At 47.1% G+C, this 16,943-nt stretch carries 17 protein-coding genes; 3 read left to right on the forward strand and 14 right to left on the reverse strand.

Annotated elements, in window-relative coordinates; translation table 11 throughout:
• Nucleotides 1-4: 4 nt before the first annotated feature.
• The 5 genes from HPY31_RS13395 to HPY31_RS13415 all read right to left on the reverse strand — a co-directional run bounded on the left by HPY31_RS13395 (nucleotide 5) and on the right by HPY31_RS13415 (nucleotide 5,390).
• On the reverse strand, nucleotides 5-1,180 hold the full coding sequence (locus HPY31_RS13395; protein WP_172141126.1) for an ATP-grasp domain-containing protein: 1,176 nt from the start codon (nucleotides 1,178-1,180) through the stop codon (nucleotides 5-7).
• The gene (locus HPY31_RS13400; RefSeq protein ID WP_172141127.1) at nucleotides 1,170-2,165 is read right to left on the reverse strand and encodes a beta-ketoacyl-ACP synthase III; all 996 of its coding nucleotides are present in this window, start codon (nucleotides 2,163-2,165) and stop codon (nucleotides 1,170-1,172) included. The genes HPY31_RS13395 and HPY31_RS13400 overlap by 11 nt, the downstream gene beginning before the upstream one ends.
• Nucleotides 2,166-2,307: 142 nt before the next feature.
• On the reverse strand, nucleotides 2,308-3,003 hold the full coding sequence (locus tag HPY31_RS13405; protein ID WP_087343121.1) for a response regulator transcription factor: 696 nt from the start codon (nucleotides 3,001-3,003) through the stop codon (nucleotides 2,308-2,310).
• Nucleotides 3,000-4,457, reverse strand: a complete 1,458-nt coding sequence (locus HPY31_RS13410) for a sensor histidine kinase (protein WP_172141128.1) — start codon at nucleotides 4,455-4,457, stop codon at nucleotides 3,000-3,002. Before HPY31_RS13410 ends, HPY31_RS13405 begins: the two co-directional genes overlap by 4 nt.
• Nucleotides 4,458-4,484: 27 nt before the next feature.
• Entirely contained in the window at nucleotides 4,485-5,390 is a 906-nt protein-coding gene (locus tag HPY31_RS13415) for a hypothetical protein (protein ID WP_172141129.1), read from the reverse strand.
• A 172-nt stretch (nucleotides 5,391-5,562) separates the two neighbouring features.
• On the opposite strand from HPY31_RS13415, the gene HPY31_RS13420 reads away from it, so the two are divergent.
• On the forward strand, nucleotides 5,563-6,441 hold the full coding sequence (locus HPY31_RS13420; RefSeq protein WP_172141130.1) for a proline iminopeptidase-family hydrolase: 879 nt from the start codon (nucleotides 5,563-5,565) through the stop codon (nucleotides 6,439-6,441).
• Nucleotides 6,442-6,491: 50 nt separating this feature from the next.
• Here HPY31_RS13420 and HPY31_RS13425 read toward each other — a convergent pair whose 3' ends face one another.
• The 6 genes from HPY31_RS13425 to HPY31_RS13450 all read right to left on the reverse strand — a co-directional run bounded on the left by HPY31_RS13425 (nucleotide 6,492) and on the right by HPY31_RS13450 (nucleotide 12,791).
• A complete protein-coding gene (locus HPY31_RS13425) occupies nucleotides 6,492-6,788 on the reverse strand; it encodes a hypothetical protein (protein ID WP_172141131.1) in 297 nt (98 codons plus the stop codon).
• 79 nt (nucleotides 6,789-6,867) lie between these two features.
• Nucleotides 6,868-8,877, reverse strand: coding sequence for a peptidoglycan D,D-transpeptidase FtsI family protein (locus tag HPY31_RS13430; RefSeq protein WP_172141132.1), 2,010 nt, complete (start codon nucleotides 8,875-8,877; stop codon nucleotides 6,868-6,870).
• A gap of 11 nt (nucleotides 8,878-8,888) precedes the next feature.
• The gene (locus HPY31_RS13435) at nucleotides 8,889-10,940 is read right to left on the reverse strand and encodes a penicillin-binding transpeptidase domain-containing protein (RefSeq protein ID WP_172141133.1); all 2,052 of its coding nucleotides are present in this window, start codon (nucleotides 10,938-10,940) and stop codon (nucleotides 8,889-8,891) included.
• Between the two features lie 169 nt (nucleotides 10,941-11,109).
• Entirely contained in the window at nucleotides 11,110-11,802 is a 693-nt protein-coding gene (locus HPY31_RS13440) for an FHA domain-containing protein (RefSeq protein WP_172141134.1), read from the reverse strand.
• A 200-nt stretch (nucleotides 11,803-12,002) separates the two neighbouring features.
• Nucleotides 12,003-12,332, reverse strand: coding sequence for a cupin domain-containing protein (locus HPY31_RS13445; protein WP_015892924.1), 330 nt, complete (start codon nucleotides 12,330-12,332; stop codon nucleotides 12,003-12,005).
• Between the two features lie 183 nt (nucleotides 12,333-12,515).
• Complete coding sequence (locus HPY31_RS13450) at nucleotides 12,516-12,791, reverse strand: DUF2277 domain-containing protein (RefSeq protein ID WP_015892925.1); 276 nt, start codon at nucleotides 12,789-12,791, stop codon at nucleotides 12,516-12,518.
• 199 nt (nucleotides 12,792-12,990) lie between these two features.
• Here HPY31_RS13450 and HPY31_RS13455 point away from each other — a divergent pair, with 199 nt between their 5' ends.
• Nucleotides 12,991-13,443 (forward strand): VOC family protein, encoded by a 453-nt coding sequence (locus tag HPY31_RS13455; protein ID WP_172141135.1) that lies wholly within the window; start codon nucleotides 12,991-12,993, stop codon nucleotides 13,441-13,443.
• A 73-nt stretch (nucleotides 13,444-13,516) separates the two neighbouring features.
• Nucleotides 13,517-13,993: a hypothetical protein gene (locus tag HPY31_RS13460; RefSeq protein ID WP_172141136.1), complete on the forward strand. Its 477-nt coding sequence runs from the start codon at nucleotides 13,517-13,519 to the stop codon at nucleotides 13,991-13,993.
• A gap of 125 nt (nucleotides 13,994-14,118) precedes the next feature.
• On the opposite strand, the gene HPY31_RS13465 is transcribed toward HPY31_RS13460, so the two are convergent.
• The 3 genes from HPY31_RS13465 to HPY31_RS13475 form a co-directional block, all read right to left on the reverse strand.
• The gene (locus tag HPY31_RS13465; RefSeq protein ID WP_172141137.1) at nucleotides 14,119-15,051 is read right to left on the reverse strand and encodes an aldo/keto reductase; all 933 of its coding nucleotides are present in this window, start codon (nucleotides 15,049-15,051) and stop codon (nucleotides 14,119-14,121) included.
• Between the two features lie 188 nt (nucleotides 15,052-15,239).
• Entirely contained in the window at nucleotides 15,240-16,016 is a 777-nt protein-coding gene (locus HPY31_RS13470; protein ID WP_172141138.1) for a GNAT family N-acetyltransferase, read from the reverse strand.
• A gap of 29 nt (nucleotides 16,017-16,045) precedes the next feature.
• A complete protein-coding gene (locus HPY31_RS13475; RefSeq protein WP_172141139.1) occupies nucleotides 16,046-16,939 on the reverse strand; it encodes an AEC family transporter in 894 nt (297 codons plus the stop codon).
• Nucleotides 16,940-16,943: the final 4 nt, after the last annotated feature.

Here is a 16,943-nt window from a genome sequence, read left to right on the forward strand (position 1 = left end):
GTCCTTACGCCTCTTCTCCGTTCCATTCGATATCGCTCGTACTGCAAGCGATCATGCTTTTTCCCGTTCGAAAGCTCTGCCAAGCCAAATCTGCCAGCATGGTGAATTGATCAAAAAAAGGCCGTGGATCATCCCACCTAAACAGAACATCCCTTGCAGAAAGCAGGTCGCTCACCCAACGCTTTGCCTTCTCTCCATTTGTCATGCCAGCAAGACCGTATGTCAGCATCGCCATCCCTAGCATGCAAGCTTGCTTTCCAGCAGGAACAACGGTTTTTCCCCGATCAGAAAAATAGGCAGTAGCCGCCTCTTGCTGTCCTGTAAACAAATGAACACCGCTTGTCAGGCGTGGATTGCACTCAATCACATAAAGCTCTCCCTGCTCATTCTCAATGAAATCAAAAGCGATTTGTCCATGAAACGTATGCCGTTGCACAAAGCGACTAACAAAATCTCTTACCTGTGGATGGTCTGAATAGGCGAAGTAAATCGAGGCACCCTGCCCTGCTGTATGTGTTGTTTCGTAATCGGCGTACAAGGTGAGCTTTCCATCCAGAGCAACCGCGTAGCTGCACACCTGTTTCCCTTTTATAAACTGTTGAACTAGCCATGGTTGCTCAACTGTCGGTTCGGGCAGTGAGGACTGCCCTACCGCAGATAACGGGTCAGCTACGATTTGTACATGAGCTGCGAAACGAGAATAGACGGGCTTCAGCACCACAGGTCCCCCGGCTTGTAGCATGGCCTCCCGCAATTGAGCCGAAGATTGTACCCGAACCGTCTGTGGGACCAGTGCTCCCACCTCGCGCGCCATTTCGGCAAAAAGCCATTTGTCGTGCAACGAACGCAATACCTCGATTCCTTCCACAAGCACTTCACCATAGTCAAGCAATCGATCCCGCCCCTGCGATACGTAAAAGATCTCCTCGCAAGTCGGGATCAACAAATCGATACCCTCACGCTGCATGATTTCACACAGCTTTTCGATATAAGCATCGGGCTGCTGTCGGGGTGGAGGCACTTGGTAGGATCGCTCTACATAACGAGAGTGCTGGCATAAATGTCGCCGCGCACTCTCCGCTACAATGACTCGGTGTCCCACAGAACCCAGCAAGCGCGCCAGCTCTAACGTAGCTGGAGCTCGTCCTCCTGTCAGCAAGACTGATTGTTTAGTATTCAAGCACAATTCCTCCGAGAGACAAGCCAGCAGATGTGCCCAACAGCATCAGGTGATCGCCTCGCTGTACTCGTTTCTGCCCAATCGCTTCATGCAGCGCCATCGGAATCGAAGCTGCAATGACATTTCCATGATCCGCCAAAATGTTCACCATTTGCTGGTCGCTAAATCCGAGCTTGCCCGCCATGATCCGCATCGCCATCCCACTGGCCTGATGAGGAATAACGGTACGGATTTGCTCCTTGGTTACGGAGGCTGACGACAGCAAACGATCCACGAATCCGGTAATCAGCTGCGAGGTCAGGCGAAAAATTTTCCGTCCATCCATATCAAATGCAAAGTCCGCTTCTCTTCCTTGCGCAAATTGTCTCGGGTGGATCAGCGTGCCGCCACCCCTTATTTCGGAATAGTGCGCGCCTTCACTATATGTTTTCATGCTTGAACCCAAGATGCGGGAGCTTTCTGTTTCTGGCGTCCTGCCGATGACAACAGCCGCAGATCCATCTCCGAACAGCACGCAGCTCTCTTTTTGCTCCCAATTCAAACCTGCGGAGGATATCTCTGATGAAATGATCAAGACTCGCTCGTAAATACCAACCGCCATCTGGCACGACATCACATCCAGCGCAGTGACGAAGCTGAGGCATGTCGCATTTATATCAAAGCAGGGAATGCCTGATTTGCTTAGTTGAAGCTCTTCTTGAATCAAAGCAGCCGTGCATGGGATTTCCTGCTGCGCCGTTCCGCTTGCACATACGATACAATCGATATCGTGAAGGGAAAGTCCCGCCGCTTCTATAGCACGCCTAGCAGCGATGGCTCCCATCTGTGCTGCCGTTTCATTCGTCACAAAATGTCTGACGCTTACCCCGGACTTTTTCTCTACCCATCCAGCTGCAAGTCCCAGCTTTTCTTCCAGTTCTGCTGCTGTCACTCGCCGAGTGGGCAAGTATTTCCCTGTTCCGAGGATTTTGATTTTTCTCTCCATATTCTGTGTCTCCCTTAGCTCGCATTCCTACACACTATTCGACATCTGCCATTTATTTTACCTAAGTTTGTCGATTTATGGGAAACAGAATAAACACTTGGTACGAAATACCCAAGTGTTGATGTATGTCTCATTTCTACTACTATAGTAAAAAGCGATAACCGACACCCCACACCGTCTCGATGTATTGCGGCTTAGCCGGATCACTTTCTATTTTTTCCCGCAGCTTGCTAATATGCACGGTCACCGTCGCGATATCCCCGTACGAATCGAGACCCCAAATTTTTTCAAACAGCTCCGTTTTGCTAAATACCCAGTTAGGGTGGGTTACCAAAAAGAGCAGGAGGTCGTATTCCTTGGAAGTGAAAGCTACTTCATTTCCATTGATATAAACTCTCCTCGCCAGCTTGTCGATGCGAATCCCACGAAGCCTGATCTCCTCTTTTGCCGTATGCGGTTTGGAATCGGAAACGAGACGGTCGTAACGGGCCAGATGGGCTTTGACCCTCGCTACCAGTTCTCCCAAGCTAAAAGGCTTGCTGATATGATCGTCGGCACCTAGACCCAGGCCACGGATCTTGTCGATGTCTTCCTTTTTCGCAGAGACGAGCAGGATGGGAATATTTTTGGCTTTCCGGACTTGCTTGCAGATTTCGAAGCCATCCACGATGGGGAGCATCAGGTCTAGAATCAGGAGGTCATACTCCTCTTGCAATGCCTTTTGCAAACCCCTATCGCCGGAAGTAGCAACATCGACCGAGTAGCCGTTTGCCTCCAAGTAATCCTTTTGCACCTCTGCAATCACCGTGTCATCTTCAATGATTAAAATGTGCTTCATTCCGTGTTACCCCCGACTCTCTTGATATCTGGCAAGGTAAAACAAATACGGGTCCCGCGTCCACTCTCACTCTCCACCCATACACGACCACCGTGCCCCTCCACAATTTGTTTGACGATGGCGAGTCCAAGACCGCTTCCTCCCATGGCCGAATTACGTGCAGGGTCCTCCCGATAAAAGCGGTCAAAAATATGGGGCATTGCTTCTTTTTCAATCCCTGTTCCATTGTCGGAGATTGCCACTAGCACTTCACTGTTGGCTTTCTCCACTTCCAATCGAATCAGCTTCTCATCCTTGTTCAAGTACTTCAAGCTATTGTCCACGATATTCATGAGCACACGATGGAGTTTTTCCTGATCAGCCATGACTGGAATCGGACTTCCCTTATGCTCGTCATAGCGAATAGATACGCCGTGCATTCGCGGGTCTAGTCGCAGCTCTTCGGCAAACTCTGCCATATATGCTCGCATATCGACTTCTTCAAAGTGAAAGGGAAGCTTGTTCAAATCCAGTCTCGAGAATAAAAACAGCTCATCAATCAGACGGTCCATCTGCTCTGATTTGATGGCAATCATCTTCATATATTTTTCCCGCTTCGCTTCCGTATCCGCAATCCCTTCCTGCACCGCTTCCACACATGCTTTGATTCCTGTGATGGGTGTTTTTAGATCATGGGAGATACTAGAAATTAGTTGCTTGCGATTTTCCTCATACTGTAGCTGCAAATGGATAGAATCATACAATCTGCTGCGCATCTCTTCAAATGCTTCTCCCAGCTCTCCCAGCTCATCTTTGCGATAGAGTTGAACAGGACGCTCCAGATTGCCTTCTTTGATTTCGTTCGCTGCCTGCTTTAAGGCGTACAAAGGTCGAATGATACTGCGTGAAACAAGAAATGTTAATACACCGTTCGTCAGCGCCACTATCGTTAGAAGACTGAGAATCAATGCACTAAAAAAATAAATGCCTGTCTGCATATATGGGGAAGAATTCGCAAGGAAGTAGAGCCTTCCTTTACTTTGATCAACAAAAGTAAACTCGTACGTATCAAGCGTGTAGCCGTCCTGTTTAAACGGCTTCCAGCTATGCATATGCCCCTGATCCGGTTGATCCTGCAAATAATCAGGCACGTCAGCGCTATCAATCGACGGGGAAACAAATAGCACATGATCATCCTTTGTCAGAATTAATGCACCGCCAACTGCTTGTAGCTCCGCATCCGTCTCTGTTAGCATCTTCTGGTTCGTCAATTGATTGGGCGCGTATTTAGCCATGAATGTGACACCAGCAAACAACTCGTCTCGTTTATTGAGCGTATCACGAAGGAACGGTTTGCCTGCTTCTCGTTCCCCCCAAAAGTAATTCGCCAATCCCGATGCCACCAATCCAAACAAAACAAGGGGGATGATAATCATGGCAATATAGGATAGCAAAAGTCTTGTTTTGATCGACATGGTTCATTCCCCCTTTGCAGTCATGGTTTACTCGGAATCGGAATGCTTCGCCCAGCCTTTTCTCCATTGGTTCTTCATGTCTTCATTGGAAACCTTCTCGACTTGCTTCCCAGTAAGATCGATGCGATCAGGTGTGGTCGTACCCAGATCGGACAGGCGGATATCCAAAGAAAGCTGGAGCTTGTGCTCTTTCCCAGACGCGTCCGTTCCCGAGAGGTGTATCACAGCAGCTTGCTGTTCGATTTGATTTTTTTCGTTGATCTTGGCGTTCAGCAATACTTGGTCCACTTGAACATCCTCTTGCAAGCGGGGAAGCTTCACAGATAGATGGTTTTCAGAGGAAGACGCTTCTTGACTATGTTCGGCGAGCTTATCGTAGAGAATAGGTCCGGCCGCCTGGATCAATGCTGGAATTTGCTCTTCGGAGAGCTGAAGCGACGTACGCTTGCCTCCATCTGGTAGATTCTCAACGGTCGCGTTTTTTCCGAGATCGCCGAATACCGTAGCAAACAGCTTATGCATCATGGCGCCGCGTTTGTTATCAGCGTCATTTTCTGATTGGGGTCTTCTATCCATTTTTTCCATGACCCGATAAACGTTACTATCCCCTTTTTTAACCACAACTTGATCCTTTTCCAGAAAGGCTTGCATGCTTTTCTCGCCCAGCGTGTCTGTAATAGTCGCATTCACATTCCCGATGTGCTGGTTATGATCGATCTTTGCAACTCCCTCGAGTGTGAGCAACTTCGTTCCGTTGTCAGTGAGCGCTAGCTGCGCGTGGGCCGTCATGTTCTTCGCTTCCTTCGTTTGATGCAGAGCTGATTCATACACGCCCATCGTCGTGCTATCCGCACTCGCTGAAGCCCCGAATCCCCAAATCAATGCTCCTGTGATTCCAACCGACAAGCCGATACCCAACCATTTTTTTCGCATGCTAATCCCTCCTAGTCTTATCGAAAGCAACTGTCATCGCTTTCTATACAGTGATGATAAATAGTGGGTCTAAACATGCTCTAAATCAATTCTAAAAAAAGTGTAAAAATAATTCCATATGCTATATTGAAAGAAGAGAGATCAGTATGAACCTGAAGTGGAGGCATTATCGATGAGTATGCAAGAAGACTATATTGAAGTTCCTGGCGGAAGAGTATGGTACAGTCGTGTCGGCGAAGGGGAGAAAACGCCTCTGATCGTCCTTCATGGCGGACCTGGCAATACCCATGATCCGCTCAAATCAACGCTTCATGTCTTAGGCAACGACAGACCCGTCATTTTCTACGATCAGCTGGGGTCAGGCAATTCTGATCGCCCGACTGATCTGACTCTTTGGAAAACCGAACGCTTTGTGGAGGAGCTCGCTTGCATCAGACAAGCCCTTGACTTAAAAGAGGTACACATCCTGGGGCATTCGTGGGGCACGATGCTGGCAGCAGCTTATTTGGTGGATGCGAAGCCGGAAGGGGTACAGAGCATCATCTTCTCCAGCCCATGCCTGAGCGCTGAGCGTTGGAAACAGGACGCAGATCGTTTAATCGAGCAATTGCCAGTGGATGTGCAACAAACCATCGCCACACACGAGGAGCAGGGTACAACTGATTCACAAGAATATCAGGCTGCCATGAAGGAATACTACAAGCGCCATGTGTGCCGCCTTGATCCAATGCCAGCGGTCATGACAGAAAGCCGACCAAAAGCGAACAAAGAAGTGTACATGACGATGTGGGGACCGTCCGAGTTTTGCCCAACAGGGAATCTGAAAACATTCGACTACACACCCCAGCTGCATCAAATCAACATCCCTTCCCTGTTCGTTTGCGGCCGCTATGATGAAGCGACGCCTGAATCAACTGGTTATTATCAGTCTCTGGTGCCAAACGCCGAGCTCCATGTCTTTGAAAACAGCTCACATGTCGGCTATCTAGAAGAGACAGACGAATACGTGCAAGTCATCCGCCGCTTTTTGCAAAAAGCAGATTCGAAATAAAAAAACGGAAAAACTTCGTATCACCGCCGATGCGAGTTTTTCCGAGTCTCTCATTCTTTTTTTAAGTAAAAAAGGAAATTAAGGATGTTTAACCCTACAATGATGAAAAACATATAGGTAGACATAACGTCTCCACTCAGATTAAATTCATCAGCGATATATCCCATGATTATAAGATTCGTGCCAGAAACGGTTACTGAAATTGCTGAAATCATGCTAAGTGTGAATCCATTGACAAGATTACCTCGTTTCTTTTGAAGCAATAAAGCAACGGAAATAACGACTAAACTTATGATAAAAGTAATCAAAACGAAACGTAATAAATCGTTTATCTCCACCCCTGCCATAATCATCCCCCTAGTCTGTCAAATGGCTTAACGAAGCTGTCCGAAGTAGATCCTCGGCAGAATCACTTCGAACAGCTTGCTATTTCAATCCGATATGCTTGTCATACACTTCGTATACGGAACGTGAAATGATCGCGGCCGATCTTCCCCCATAACCACCCTCAGGAACGATTACGGCTACTGCCAGGACCGGATCGTCGACAGGCGCATACGAAATGCTGACACCATTCGTAATGCGGGCGTGCATTTTCCACTTTGTCTTTTTCTGTCCTGTTTTCTCATCTGTCACCGTCACTGGTACATAAATGTCTTGTTCAGATGTACCTGTTTTTGCTGCTACCTGAAACGGCATTCCCGCATACGCGCGGACTGCTGTTCCCCCCGGTTTCGTCACCATCACCATGCCTTGCTCTAAAACATCCCAATATTTATCTGGGTGAGGAAAGGTACTCATGGTTTTTGACGTGTACGTTTTCACCAGGTTTCCTTTTGCGTCTGTGATCTTATCTACCATCTGCGGCTGCAAACGTACACCCTTATTTGCAAGTGTAGCCGCATACTGTGCCAATTGCATCGTCGTCGCCCGAACTTGCTGTCCGAAGGAAGCCTGCACCATCGATGCTAATGGACCGTAGTTTTCATTCATCACTAAATAGTCTTCTTTCCCCTTGTTTTCATTCGGCAAATCTACACCCGTCTGAACGCCTAATCCGAACGCATGATAGTACGATTGCAGGACGGACGCTGACTCTTTTCCTTTTCGACGGGACAGCTCCTCGCCAATTCTCGCCATATATGTATTCGATGACTTTTGCAGGGAAATCGCTGGGCTAATCATGCCATGGGCTTTTGAACTGTCATTCTTAATCCGATCCGTACCACGTCCATAGTGATACACACCTCCATCATTCCAACGATCGGAGGGAGTAATAATGCCTTGCTGCAAACCGAGCAATACCGTAATCGGCTTGATGACAGACCCAGATGGCACAATTGAACCTGGGTGCTTGTAGCCCTCCTGGATGGCTGCCTCTCCTTTTAATGGCTGTGTATTGTATGGGGCTTCCCGAATGGTTCCATTCGTCACCGCCAGCTTGATCTGGTCATACATTTTTTGATCCGGTCCCTCAATCCATACGTTTGGATCGTATTCGGGATAGCTGACCATCGCGACGACCTTGCCTGTCTTAACCTCGACTGCCACGACGTACGCTCCCTTTGCCCCCCTCGCCTCAGGGATGGTTGCACGCAGCTTCGGAAGAAACTCTCGGATCGAATCCCGGATACCTAGCTGTACCCGCTGATCAATGGTGAGATACACATGATTGCCCGGGACGGAAGGAACTTCCTCCACTTGCTTCACAACCGTCTGATTGGCTGCGACCTCATACATCCGGTAACCGTTGCTCCCGCGAAGCTCGTTTTCGTAAGACAGCTCAATCCCATCGAGCCCGACTAACTGGTTCGGCAAATACCGCGTACTCTCATCCTTGTAGGAGGCGAGCTTCACATTTTCAGCAATGTGAAAGGGCCGTACATATCCAACCGCCTGGACAGCGATTTGCTTCGGATCGTATTTTCGGATCGGTTTTGTCACCACCTCAATCCCCGGCAGATCGCCACGATGCTCACCCAGTACCGCGATTTCTTTAGCCGTCAAATCCACCTTCAGCTCTTTCTCCAAATAGCGCGGCAATTGTCGTGCCGCTTCCACGTACTTGCCATTCTCGTAGGCATAGCCGACATCCATCTTTTTTAACAGTGTGGCCTTGTCGAGACTCAGTATTTTCCCCAGCTTTTCCACCAGGTCAAAGTACGCTTTCTTCTCCATGATCTCTTGTTCACGAAAGACGGCGAGATGAGAAGGCCGACTTTCGGCAATGACATATCCGTTGCGGTCATAAATGTTTCCTCGCATAGCCGGAATGTAATCTTTTTTGTACGATCTGTCTGCCAGCTCATTTGCATAAATGCTCCCTTGCTGGATTTGAATTTGCGCCAATCTCAAAATGATACCCACAAACATCAGAAATACGACGATATATACGATTTGCAGTCGTTTCACACGATCGTTTTTTGCTTCTTTCATACTTGCTCTCCCTAATTTTTCAGTACCTTCGTGAAGATCCGTTTGATACGTGCATCGAGTACATGACTGCCACCCCTACCACGGACATCCTCTATCATCATGGTAACCAGCAAACGCGGATCATCTACATTAAAAACGGCGTACCATCCGTTTTCCAACCCAAGCTCGCCTTTTTTCTGTTTCAGCTCAGCAGTTCCAGTCTTACCCGCCATGCGAATACCAGGGACGCGTGCTCCTCGACCGGTACCGCGCGGGTCTTCCATAACCTGTATCAAATGCTGCTTCACCGTGCTCGCCACATCGGCAGGTATGACATTCGTCTTCCAATACCCATCTTTTTTGTCTCCCTGCAACAGAGATGGATTCACGATATTCCCGTCATTTGCAAAAGCGCTGTACACCAACGCGAGGTGAAGCGGCGTCATCGTTACCTCGCCCTGACCGTAACCGGAGTCTGCCAATTGAATCTCGTTTTTGAAACCGTCGTTATACAGCTTCGACTTTTCTAGTGGATATGGAATCGGAAGTGCTTCATGGAATCCAAACAACTCGCTCTTTTTCACGAATGGCTCCTCCCCAATGGAGAGCGCCGCTTTCGCAAAATAAATATTGTCGGAGTACACCAATGCTTTTTCCAAATTGACAGGTCCCCCGTAATCGCTGACCCGCGTTACCTCGTATCCACCCCAGGACAAATCCTTTTGCCAATGCAGTCCGCGGACGTGGATACTATCCGCAGGGGTAATAGCTCCTGACCCAAGGCCAATCGCTGCCGTAATCGGCTTGAAGGTGGAGCCCGGCGCAAACCCGCGCGCGAATCGATTGAGAAGCGGCTTTTGCGGGTTTGCGTTCAGTTGCTTCCATTCTGTAGCCGACATCCCAAGCACAAACGCATTCGGATCAAAGGACGGAGAATTGACGAGGGCCAGTATTTCTCCTGTCTTTGGTGAGATGGCCGCAGCCGTGCCTGCTTCGTTTTTCAGCTCCTGGTAAATGGTCTGTTGTACTTCAGCATCTATGGTTAATGCCAGTGGCTGTCCATGCTTGGGCAAACGTTCCACCACGGTCTTTTTTTCCGTTCCATCTGCATCCGTGATGACGATACGCCCACCTGCACTCCCTCTTAGCTTCTCCTCAAAAATCTGTTCCAGTCCTGATTTTCCAATCATATCTGACGTTTTATAGCCCTGATCCTTTCGCTTCTCGTACTCTTCCTTGTTGATCGCTCCTACATAGCCAACCAGATGGGCCGTCGCGTCCTGATAGGGATAGAAGCGGACTTTCTTTTTTTGCAATTGGAGCCCTTCTGTTTTTTCTAATTGTTTGATGCGTGCGTCGTCCTGCGGAAGCGTGGCGATCCGGATAAACTTGGTCGACTTGCTTGTCGTAGCTTGGACCTTCGAGGTGAGGTCATCCAACGGAATTTGCAAGAGCTTACTGACCGCCATTCTCCCGGTTTGTGACGTCTGGTTCCATTCTCCCGGATTTATCCCGACATCTATCACGACACGCTCTGTTGCCAATGGACGCCCTGCCCGATCCGTGATTTCGCCTCGTCTGGGATACACCGTATTAGCTCTTACTTTGTCCCCTTCTTTCATTTCGGGAAAAATAAAAGTAGGATTCCAATGAATGTACCAGTCCTCCAAGTCGTTCTGCGTTTCTTTGACAAGCGTTGCTTTCCCTGTAAAAGAAATCGGTTCGACGAAGGTTTCCATCGTCAGCCGATAATGAAAGTTGATCTGCCCATTCTCTCCTGGCTTGACGTCGCCATTGTACATCGGCTCGACCACAATCGCTTTGGCCTCGACTCCTCTGTAAATGTTTTGGTAACGCGAAACGAATTCTTCTTTGCTGATAGTCTTTTTTGTATGTAAAGAAAGCTGCTCGTACATGTCAGAGAACTTCTGTTCTTTCCATTTTGTCGTATACGCTGTGAATGCGGCCTTTGCCCTCTCACCATCCGACTGCGTGGTGTCCTTCCAAAAGTCCCAGAAAAGATAGAAAAACCCTGAAAGAACAACGACAAAAACCGTCCAAAATACTATCCATGTCTTTTTCACTAGTCATTCACCTTCCCTACCACACGATATTACAGTCAGATACCATAATATATGGAAAAAAGATGATGACAGGATGAGACTATTCTCATAGTACGATGATAAGTGTCAGATAGTTACATCAAATGCAAAAAAACACAGGAAATGCATCCTGTGTCTGCCGTACTGCCTACTATTCTTCCCACATGTAACCAAAGCGCGGGATTGTGGTGACATTCTCGCCATATCTGCCCAGCCGCTTACGCAAGCGATACACGAGAGCGTTGATCTCGGCTCGTCCAACATCGGGAACGCTGCTCACCGCATTCAGCAACCGCTCTGGCCAGACGAGTACCATGATTTCCTCATAGCTGACCGCCTGATTCGCACGTTGGTACAAAAGCATGAGCAAGTCCATATCTTTTCCGGTCAAATGGATTCTTGCGCCATCGAGACGGATTTCCCTTCGTTCCAGATTGATGACCAAGCCGGAAGTGGAGGTCGTTTCTTTTTGATTCATCAAAGGAAATGAGAACTCCCTCGTCACATCCATCTCGCTACCCTCTGCGAAAAATATCATTTCGACCACGCCTTTGGCCAGCGAAATATGATCGCCATGATAAAGAAAATGGGGTGCTTGCTGTATTGGCATTCCGTTTACTTCTGTCCCATGCTTGCTTTGCAAATCAGAAATGGAATATTGGTTATTGATTCTCCTTATCACTGCATGCCTTCTGGATATATACGGACTGGAAAAAGCAATGTCTGGCTGTAATTGATTGCCCCGTCTCCCAATCGTACACTCTTCCTTATGTAGAAACTGACGCTTTTGAAGCTGTTCGGGGTCTCCCTTTTTGATCAATACATATATGCCGTCGTCCAACATTCATCACCTCGTAAAGAGTTGGAGCTATCATCTGTATTTATTACAGTACAAAGTACGCATAAGTCAACACTTTTTTGAACATATATTAATAGCAAAAAAGCCGCCAATTGTCCAGCCCAACGAAAATGACCGGTCGATTGACAGCTCTATATCATCGCTATCCACAAATGAATAGCGCTCGATTTTCTATGTTGATCGTCTTAGGAGCAGCGCTTGAGAGCAGCAAATTTTTTCGGTTCAATCGCCAGTAGATGACAATCGCCATTCGGGATAAACAGCTTGTAGGACACTCCCTTTGGTACAACGATAAACTCTCCGGCTTCCACCCATATGTTACGCTCGTGGTACATCAGCAGCAGTCTGCCTTTGACGACAAACAGCAGTTCATCTTTTTGCTCATTTTGTTGCCAAGGATACTCACCTTGCAGCTTCTCTAGCTTAATAGACGTATCATTCATCTCTCCGACAACCAGAGAGCTCCAGGAATCTTGCAAGCGTGATAAATGTTGTGCGACGTTCACCTTTTCCATGATGATCCTCTCCCCTTTGCACTCTACGATAATATAATTTGCAGGAGAGAGACATAGTAACGAAATGATAAATCATCTCATAAGGAGATGATAAGATACTGAAATTTCTGATATAGGAAACAAAAATAGGCAGTTACCCTGAAGGCCTGCCCGTTAACTAGTCTGTTCATCTTTGGCGTCTCACTACTCTGTCGTGCCAAACCGTTTGGCGTTTCTTGCGCGAGCTCGCTCGATTTCGACTTCTCGATTGCGTGGGTCTGCATTCGTCACGAGCGAATCCAGGAGATTTTTCGCAACAACGGAGACCTCTTGGACCGCACGATGAAAAGCCTCTTCATTGGCCTTCGAAGGCGTGTTGAAGCCCGAAAGCTTTCGTACGAATTGCAGGGCTGCTGCTTGAATCTCATCTTCTGTCGCGGGTGGGTCGAAGTTGAATAAGGTTTTGATGTTTCGGCACATCGCTTACACCTTCTGTTCCCTTTTTTGTATCATTCTACTATACGTAAGCAATGAATCCTAGGTTGTGCTGATTGTGCCTCAAAAAATCTCACTGACGAGGCGTCGTAATGTTAATCATTGGGGGGTAATTGGTAATCCTTGATAGAATAAATATGAAGATGACCAGGGAATAAATTTGTACACATAAGGAGATAAAACTATGGCGAATAACAAATTATTAAGAATGGACAATGTTGGCATCGTTGTAGAATCCCTTGATGACGCAATCTCTTTCTTCGAGGAGATTGGCTTGAAGCTCGAAGGGCGCGCTACTGTCGAAGGTGAATGGGCTGGTCGCGTAACCGGACTGGGTTCACAATGTGTAGAGATTGCTATGATGGTTACCCCAGATGGCCACAGCCGACTTGAACTTTCGCGATTTCTCACCCCGCCTACTATATCAGATCACCGAACTGCTCCTGTAAATGCCCTCGGTTATCTGCGCGTCATGTTCACCGTTGAAGACATTGACGAAATGGTATCCAGACTCACTAAGTATGGCGCTCAGCTCGTCGGAGAAGTGGTTCAGTACCAGGACTCGTATCGGCTCTGCTACATTCGTGGAATTGAAGGACTTCTAATCGGTTTGGCGGAAGAGCTCCGTAATAAATAAGTGACGTTTAAAAGAAGACTTAACTGAAATATATACAAAACTTGTCATTGGGAAACAGGTGGTGTGAACGAAGGTGGCAGACAACAAGAGAACGATCGTAATTTGCAAGGATGTGGGTCTTTATTTTGACGCTCTGACACGTGGTAAGCATTACGAAGTTTTAGCTGAAGACGAAGTAAAAGAACAGATAAGGGTTGTTGGTGACAATAACCGAGCAAGATGGTTTAGAAAGTATTATTTCGTACCTGACGGGAGTAGTGTGCCAGTATTAGTTAACTGGGCATTTGACGATACGATTCAAGATTCAAGTGAAGAATCTTTAGAACATATTGAGATCACAGTCACCTTGAGTGAAGGTGAAAAGAGATGGTGTTCCCTTTGCACTAAGGCTGGATTGTTGGATTACATTGAGCGGTGCATGGACGATAATGTTTTCTTAATAGAGAATCAGGTAATTGTGAAAAACTTTTCAAAAGAAGTAGTCAATGACGCATTAAAGCGATTAGACCAACAAAATCTACTAATTAGTTCAACCAAACCGTTCAACTAACGGGGTCAATAGACTAGGATCATGTACGGTGAACCGTATAACAAGTAATGGTAAAGTTGTGTAACTAAGGAGGTCAACCAGTAACAACTGGCTAACCTCCTAATACAAAAGGGCACCACAGAGACCTATTTAAAAATACGATCAATTTCTTTGATTTCTTCTTCTGTCAGGTGGACGTCTACTGTTTTAAAATTATCCAGCATTTGCTCTGCTCTTTGTGCTCCGGGAATGACAACATCAATTGAATCATGTGAGAAATACCAAGCAAGGACTATATGGGCAACTTCGGCATTCTTTTTATTTGCAATTTTACGGAGCTGCTCTACCTTTTCTAGATTTTTTTTGAATTTGTCGCCCTGGAAGTGAGGCATATCTTTGCGTAGATCATTGAATGTCATATCCTTATTGTATTTACCGGCAAGCAAGCCTGACGCTAGTGGAAAGTATGGAATAAACGAGATGTTATTTTCTATCGTATATGGAAAAAATTCTTGTTCCGCTTCACGCTGCAGCAAATTGTAGTTTCCCTGTAATACATCGACATACCCATCCTTATTTGCTTCTTTCAATTGTTCCAGTGAGAAGTTAGAAACGCCAATTGCTCTAATTTTACCTTCGTCCTTTAGGCGCTTTAAGACTCCAACCGCCTCATCTTTTGGTGTATCCTGATCTGGCGCATGAATATAAAATAAATCTATGTAATCTGTTTGTAGCCTTTTCAAACTATCTTCAACGGCTTGTTTTAAATAAGCAGGTGAATTATCCATGGTAACATCATTGCCGACAAGTGTAAGGCCACCTTTTGTTGCAAGGATGAGTTCATGACGCTTTCCTGCTTCTTTTATCACTTCACCTATTAACTCCTCTGAACGTCCTGTCCCATAAAAAAACGCTGTATCTAAAAAATTTACTCCATGGTTGATCGCAGCCCGCACCAAATTTTTTCCTACTTCTTCATTTAAATTCGGGTAAATATTGTGGCCACCTACAGCGCTTGTTCCAAGTCCGATTGGATTGACAACTAAATCTGTTTTACCAATTCGTGTTTGTTTCGTCATTCTCTTCAACTCCCTCCCATTTTTAAGCTTAGCGTACGTCTTCGCGCGAGGCTTTTACCGGTATCTACAGCATAATTCATTACGTTACGTAAGCTTCAAGTGCTATTCTTACAACCGCTACATAAACGTATCTCTGCAACTACAAAAGCTGCCCCTCACAACAACGGGCAGCTTCCTTTAGCGCGATACTATTTATACTCATAAAAACAAGGATAAGAATAGGCGAGAAATTCAAAGCCTTTTTTCTCCAAAATCGGTCGACTCATCGGACTCGCATCCACCATCAATAGCGGATACCCGCGTTTCTGTGCTTCTTGTACCCGGACTGCTACAAGGGCCGTATAATAGCCTTTACTTCGGAAGTCAGGTAAAGTAGAGCCTCCCCACAGACTGCCAAAGGACGTTTTCTCATGCAAGTACATCCAAGCAGCACTCACTGCCTGATCGCCACTGTACGCAGCGTAAACGAGCAGGTGCTCAGGATTTTCGGCCAAATCCCGTTTTAATCTCGCAGCAAGCTCCTCATTAGCACTGCCCCATACCTGCTTCTTCAAGTGCATGATATCATCAATGCCCGCCGCGTCGGTGATTTGCCGTATCTCTGGCGGAATGACAAGGCTTCGTAACTCCTCTGCCTGCGCCACCTCCAACACAAGCGTCGCTTCCTCCTCATCAACTGTAAAACCATGACCTTTCAGCCTCTCAAGCAAATTAGCCGGTTGGTCATAGTCAAACAGCTTCCACTCAAAGGATTGCTGTAGACTTGAGAAATATTCGAGTTCCTGCTTGATAACTTCCTCTGCATTTTCTTCAGACAGCCTGGAAAACAAGACGACTCCGGAATCATCCGGGGTGGGTGAGATGTGACGAACGAGGTGTTCTGTCTCCTCCCGGCGGAGGGGCGGATAGGTGATTTCCACCCTCATCTCTTTGTCAAAAAGCCGCAATACTTCTGTCTTGTTCATGTTCTCATCCTCCCTTGTCTACATCAGTACTAATGCAAAATGTTTAGCAAAAACGTTACTGTTCCTATACTGATCACTGTCGTAACCAACACGCTGCTGGAGACGAATTGCGGTCGCATGTTGAATTGGATCGCATAGATCGCTGTAGTGGCGGCAGAAGGCATGGCTGCCAGAACGACCAATACCTTTTGCAGAAGCGGATCAATCGGGAATAACAGACAGATGAGGTACGCCAAAAGTGGTGACGCCACTAGCCGAATGACGCTCGCAGCACTGAGTCCCTGCCACTCTAGCGCTTTGGTCGATACATTGGCGAGCTGCATGCCCAGGATGAGCATCACAACTGGAATCGCCGCCTGTGCAACGAGATCAATCGCCTGGTAGTAGCTTTGCGGGATGACGATTTGCAGCTGTTGTAGCAAAATGGCGAGAACCACAGCGTAATTGGACGGCTGCTTGAAGATCGCCTTGATGGCCGTCCCCATCCCATTCCCGCCTCGAGAGGCAAAATACACACCGAATACGCCCATCATGATCGAGTGGAAAACCATGATTTGCACCGCATACGTAAAGCCGGCCTCCCCAAAGGCAAACAAAATAATCGGCGTACCGTAATTGCCACTGTTCATGAAGGCGGTCGCGAGCATCAGTGCGCTTTCCTGTTGCTTGTCGTATTTGAACATGCGTGCCGTCAGCTGCGTGATCACAACGAGAGCAGCCAGCAAAAGCAGCGAAATCATCACGATATAAAATAATTGCAAGTCGAGCTGTGTTTTGTAAAATGTCCGAAAAACGAGAGCCGTCGACAAGATGTAAATCGCCAGGGAAGAGATCGGTTTCAAATCCATTTTGAAAATGCGCTGCAAAATATAGCCGCTAAGAAAAATGAGCAGGACGGGCAGGATGACTTCCACAAAAATCATGATT

This window comes from Brevibacillus sp. HB1.3, assembly GCF_013186635.1.
GTDB classification, from domain to species: Bacteria; Bacillota; Bacilli; order Brevibacillales; family Brevibacillaceae; genus Brevibacillus; species Brevibacillus brevis_D.

Coding starts and splice junctions, on each gene's coding strand:
- HPY31_RS13400 (WP_172141127.1), bottom strand. CDS start 2,165: ATGGAGAGAAAAATCAAAATCCTCGGAACAGGGAAATACTTGCCCACT.
- HPY31_RS13405 (WP_087343121.1), bottom strand. CDS start 3,003: ATGAAGCACATTTTAATCATTGAAGATGACACGGTGATTGCAGAGGTG.
- HPY31_RS13410 (WP_172141128.1), bottom strand. CDS start 4,457: ATGTCGATCAAAACAAGACTTTTGCTATCCTATATTGCCATGATTATC.
- HPY31_RS13415 (WP_172141129.1), bottom strand. CDS start 5,390: ATGCGAAAAAAATGGTTGGGTATCGGCTTGTCGGTTGGAATCACAGGA.
- HPY31_RS13420 (WP_172141130.1), top strand. CDS start 5,563: ATGAGTATGCAAGAAGACTATATTGAAGTTCCTGGCGGAAGAGTATGG.
- HPY31_RS13425 (WP_172141131.1), bottom strand. CDS start 6,788: ATGGCAGGGGTGGAGATAAACGATTTATTACGTTTCGTTTTGATTACT.
- HPY31_RS13430 (WP_172141132.1), bottom strand. CDS start 8,877: ATGAAAGAAGCAAAAAACGATCGTGTGAAACGACTGCAAATCGTATAT.
- HPY31_RS13440 (WP_172141134.1), bottom strand. CDS start 11,802: ATGTTGGACGACGGCATATATGTATTGATCAAAAAGGGAGACCCCGAA.
- HPY31_RS13445 (WP_015892924.1), bottom strand. CDS start 12,332: ATGGAAAAGGTGAACGTCGCACAACATTTATCACGCTTGCAAGATTCC.
- HPY31_RS13450 (WP_015892925.1), bottom strand. CDS start 12,791: ATGTGCCGAAACATCAAAACCTTATTCAACTTCGACCCACCCGCGACA.
- HPY31_RS13455 (WP_172141135.1), top strand. CDS start 12,991: ATGGCGAATAACAAATTATTAAGAATGGACAATGTTGGCATCGTTGTA.
- HPY31_RS13465 (WP_172141137.1), bottom strand. CDS start 15,051: ATGACGAAACAAACACGAATTGGTAAAACAGATTTAGTTGTCAATCCA.
- HPY31_RS13470 (WP_172141138.1), bottom strand. CDS start 16,016: ATGAACAAGACAGAAGTATTGCGGCTTTTTGACAAAGAGATGAGGGTG.
- HPY31_RS13475 (WP_172141139.1), bottom strand. CDS start 16,939: ATGATTTTTGTGGAAGTCATCCTGCCCGTCCTGCTCATTTTTCTTAGC.